Annotated in this window: 3 protein-coding genes; all 3 read left to right on the forward strand. The window is 72.2% G+C overall.

Features of this window, described 5'->3' with window-relative positions; genetic code table 11:
- Positions 1 to 32 precede the first annotated feature (32 nt).
- The gene (locus tag EAO70_RS39920; RefSeq protein WP_261993259.1) at positions 33 to 158 is read left to right on the forward strand and encodes a hypothetical protein; all 126 of its coding nucleotides are present in this window, start codon (positions 33 to 35) and stop codon (positions 156 to 158) included.
- A complete protein-coding gene (kynU, locus tag EAO70_RS37345) occupies positions 155 to 1438 on the forward strand; it encodes a kynureninase (protein WP_148007199.1) in 1284 nt (427 codons plus the stop codon). Before EAO70_RS39920 ends, kynU begins: the two co-directional genes overlap by 4 nt.
- Positions 1439 to 1602: 164 nt before the next feature.
- On the forward strand, positions 1603 to 3366 hold the full coding sequence (locus EAO70_RS37350) for a hypothetical protein (RefSeq protein ID WP_148007200.1): 1764 nt from the start codon (positions 1603 to 1605) through the stop codon (positions 3364 to 3366).
- Positions 3367 to 3447: the final 81 nt, after the last annotated feature.

A 3447-nucleotide genomic window follows, 5' to 3' on the forward strand; every position in this document is an offset into this window, starting at 1 on the left:
GCACCGCAGATCCGGAACGAGGAACCGCGCCCATGACCATGAGACCGTTCAACCTCCAGGCCTGGATCGAGGAACACCGCCACCTGCTCAAGCCGCCGGTCGGCAACGCCGTCCGCTTCTTCGGTCTCACCCCGCTCCTGAAGGAGGCCGTCCGATGAGATCCGACACCACCCCCGCCGGGGCGCCCGACCAGGCCGCCGCCGCGCTCGACGGACGGGCCGCCGCGCTCGACGCCGCCGACCCGCTCGCCCCCGTCCGTCACCGCTTCCTCCTCCCCCAAGGCATCGTCTACCTCGACGGCAACTCCCTCGGAGCCCTCCCCGCCGCCGTGCCCGCGGCGGTCGAGGACGCCGTCCACCGACAGTGGGGCACCGACCTCATCCGCTCCTGGAACGCCAACGGCTGGTGGGACGCCCCGGTACGCACCGGCGACGCCATCGGCCGGCTGATCGGCGCGGCACCGGGCCAGGTGGTGGCGGGGGACTCCACCAGCGTCCAGCTGTTCAACACCCTCCTCGCCGCCGCCCGGCTCCGCCCCGGCCGACGACTCCTGCTCACCGACCCCGACCACTTCCCCACGGACCAGTACATCGCCGACTCGGTGGGCCGCCTCCTGGACCTGGAGGTCCGCCGGGTCCCCGCGGCCGAGGCCGCCGCGGTCCTCGCCGCCGAGGGGACGGACGTCGCCGTCGCCGCCTACGCGCCCGTGGACTACCGCACCGGAGAACTCCACGACACGGCCGCCCTCACCGCAGCCGCGCACGCCGCCGGCGCCCTGGCGCACTGGGACCTGTGCCACGCCGCCGGCGCGCTGCCCGTCGAACTCGACGCCATGGAAGCGGACTTCGCCGTCGGCTGCGGCTACAAGTACCTCTCCGGCGGCCCCGGCGCCCCGGCCTTCGCCTACGTCGCCACCCGCCACCAGCATGCCTTCGACCACCCCGTCACCGGCTGGCACGGGCACGCCGAGCCGTTCGCCATGTCCGGCACGTACGCCCCCGCCGACGGCATCACCCGCGCCCGCATCGGCACCCCCGCCCTGCTCTCCCTGGTCGCCCTGGAAGCCGCGCTCACGGCGTACGACGGCGTCGACATGGCCGACGTACGGGCCAAGAACCTCTCCCTCACCGGGTTCTTCCAGGAGTGCGCCGACGCCCTCCTCGACGGCCTCGGCTTCACCATGGCCACCCCGCGCGATCCCGCCCGTCGCGGCAGCCAGGTCGCCCTGCGGCACCCGGAGGCGTACCCGCTCGTCGCCGCGCTCACCGCACGCGGCGTCATCGGCGACATGCGCGCCCCGGACCTGCTCCGCTTCGGGTTCAACGCCCTCTACCTCACGCACGCGGACGTCCTGCGCGCCGTGCGCGAACTCCGCGACGTCGCCGTCACCGGCGCCCATCGCACGGACGCCCACCAGCAGCGCCCCACGGTCACCTGACCGCTTCCCCGATCCCCGATCGCGCGATCCCGACGTCACCGCACCCGGCCGACCACCGCGCGACCGGTCCACGCCGGCCGGTTCCCCTCCGTGCCGGCGGGCCGCGCCGTACCCCCGCGCGTCCCGCACGTCCGTTCTCCGCCGCCGAGACCCAAGGACAGTCCATGCGATCCCTCCGCACCAGAGCGACCCTGGCCACGGCAGTCGCCGCCGCCACCGCCGCGACCCTCCTCGTACCGGGCAGCTCCGGCGCCGCCCCCGCGGCCGCCGCCGATCCGAACGTCCCCGAGGTCTGCGCCGACCGGCGCCCCGAGCCCGCGGACCCGGGCGCGTACGGCATGCAGCTGGACGACTCCTTCCGCCACCCCGCCCTCACCCCGGTCGACGAGGAGCACGAGCACTCCTTCCCCGGCCGCAACAAGGACTACGACACCCGCTCGTACATCAAGAACATGAAGGTCGAAGCGGCTTACGAGGGGCCGGACTTCACCCCCGACTACTTCCACACCTGGCAGAACATCGTCGACTTCGACGGCCGCCGCTACATGTTCCAGTACGACAGGTCCGAGGGCCGCGTCTACGACATCACCGACGTGAAGAAGGTGAAGGTCGTCGAGCGGATGAGCCGCCAGGACGTGGACGGCGACGAGACGAAGGCCAACCGCGCCTGGGCGGCGAACGACTACTGGGGCGCCTCCACCATCCAGTGGAACAAGAAGCTCGACGCCTACGTCATGGTGCAGAGCTTCGAGGGCAAGCGGCAGATCCAGGAACTCACGGACGACCCGGCGCACGACAAGTACAACAACCCGGACGGCGTCAGGAAGCTGCGCGAGAAGCCCGGCCTCAAGGGCTTCAAGGTCTTCCGCCTGGACGGCCCCCGCAAGAAGGACTGGAAGCTCCTCGCGACCGTCTCCACCGACGCCACCCAGAAGGACCCGCTCCGCAGCGACCCCGGCACCGCGCAGCAGGGCTCCGGCTCCCTCGACACGCCGTACTGGACCGGCCAGCGGTACATGTTCATCGCGACGGCGCCCGACGACACGTACTCCCGCACCGAGTACCCCACCAACCTGCACTCGGCCGGCTACCAGTCCTGGGACATGGCCGACCCGGCGCACCCCAAGCTCCTCGACACCTGGCACCTGCCGGGCCAGCGGACCGGCGAGGACGCGGCCTACCGGAAGAACCCGCGCTGCGGCAACCGGACCAGCTGGATGGGCGCGCGCATGCCGCTCTTCATCCCCAGGCCCGTGGAGCAGGGCGGCCGTTACGCCTTCGCCGCCATGGGCGGCTACGGCCTGACCGTCCTCGACATCTCGAACCCGGCCGACCTCAGGACCGTGAGCCACCTCGACCTGCCGCCGTCCGTCGCCGGCACCGAGGGCGACAACATCGACGTCTCGCAGTACGAGAGGACCGGCATCGTCTACTACTCCGGCTACCCCCTCACCGAGGACTGTTACGAGCCCTACAAGGACGTCTACCAGATCGACGCGAAGGACCCGAAGAACCCCCGCGTCGTCGGAGTCCTGCCCCGCCCGACCCCGCCGCCGTCGGCCGGGTTCAGCGACTTCTGCYAGCGCCGCGGCAGCTTCGGCCCCAAGCGCACCGGCTCCTACACCAACCCGGGCCGGCACACCCCCGGCGTCCTCGGCTACGGCTTCTACAACGCGGGCGTGCAGTTCTTCGACGTCTCCGACCCGGCCGCACCGGAGATCGACGCCTACTTCGTCCCCAAGGCGTACGGCACCGGCACCCCGGACTACGCGTACGGCAACCAGACCCACGGCGTGTACGTGGAGTGGGACCGCAACATCGCCTGGGTGCTCACCAACCACGGCATCTACGCGCTCTCCTCGCCCAAGGTGCTGGGCAAGCCCGACCTGAACCGGCCCGAAAGGCCCTTCCGCACCAGCGAGTTCTGAGCCTCGGCTCGCCCCGGGGGCCGGTCCCGCCGGCCCCCGGCCGCACCCCCCGTACGCTGCTCCGATCTGCGCTCCGGCGAC

Source organism: Streptomyces sp. adm13(2018), from assembly GCF_008042145.1.
Lineage (GTDB): Bacteria > Actinomycetota > Actinomycetes > Streptomycetales > Streptomycetaceae > Streptomyces.

Coding starts and splice junctions, on each gene's coding strand:
- EAO70_RS39920 (WP_261993259.1), top strand. CDS start 33: ATGACCATGAGACCGTTCAACCTCCAGGCCTGGATCGAGGAACACCGC.
- kynU (WP_148007199.1), top strand. CDS start 155: ATGAGATCCGACACCACCCCCGCCGGGGCGCCCGACCAGGCCGCCGCC.